The organism is Frankia tisae (assembly GCF_025403405.1).
Lineage (GTDB): Bacteria > Actinomycetota > Actinomycetes > Frankiales > Frankiaceae > Frankia > Frankia tisai.
On record NZ_JANEZT010000744.1, the window covers coordinates 1 to 923 of the forward strand.

The following is a 923-nucleotide window of genomic DNA, read 5'->3' on the forward strand; positions in this document are numbered from 1 at the left end:
ACCACCGCCACCGCCACCGCCACCGCCGCCGCCGGTGCCGGTGCCGGTGCGGCTCTATGTCGGCGGCGCGGACACCCAGGTTCCCCGCGCGAACAGCGAGCACTGCCGCACGGCGCTGCGCGGGCACGGTATCGACGCCCCGATCGTCGACCTCGGCGCGGGCGTCGACCATCTCGGCTCCAACCGGGCCGGCACCGCCGCTGTCGTCCGCTGGTTCCTGACCCCCGGCGGCCCGCGCTGAGGCCGCACCCCGGCGGGTCGTGCGCCGGCCGGGGTGCGGCCGGGACCTGTACACGGCCACGCCGGCGGCGCGATCGAGGCCCGTGGGGGAGGCGAATGTGCCAGGCTCGACGGATGACGTCTGCCGTCGCGGAGCCACGTGGAGGGCGCGCGCCGGCGGCGGTGCTGTTCGACATGGACGGCCTGCTCGTCGACACCGAGCGGCTGTGGACGCGGGCGCAGGAGGACCTCGCCGCCCACCTCGGCGGCGTCTTCACCCCCGAGATGAAGACGGCGCTCATGGGCCGCGGCCCGGATACCGCGCTGCACCTCATGCTGTCGCTGCTCGGGGTGGATGGATCGCGCTTCGCGGAGGCGGCGCGGTTCGTCATGGGCCGCATCGTCGAGCTGTTCGCCGCGCCCGGGGCGATCGTCGCGCGACCCGGCGCCGTCGACCTGCTCGACGAGCTCGCGGCGCACCGGGTGCCGCTGGCGCTGGTGTCGTCGTCGGCCCGGGTGCTCATGGACCACGTGCTCGGCGCGATGGGCGCCGCACGCTTCCAGGTGTCGGTCGCCGGGAACGAGGTGGTGCGCGGCAAGCCGGATCCCGAGCCGTACCTGCGGGCCAGCCGCCTGCTCGCCGTGCCGCCGACGCGCCCGAGGCACTGTCCTCCAGCACGACGCAGCGCGTCGTGCTGGAGGAC

General features: G+C 75.8%; 1 protein-coding gene and 1 pseudogene. Both read left to right on the top strand.

All coding sequences use genetic code 11. The annotated features are described in order from the left end of the window. Positions 1-241, top strand: a pseudogene (locus NBZ85_RS31445) (lipase); the annotation flags it as partial. Between the two features lie 113 nt (positions 242-354). Continuing rightward, positions 355-923, top strand: a 569-nt coding sequence (locus tag NBZ85_RS31450; RefSeq protein WP_261563462.1) for an HAD family hydrolase, incomplete at its 3' end; no start/stop codon positions are given.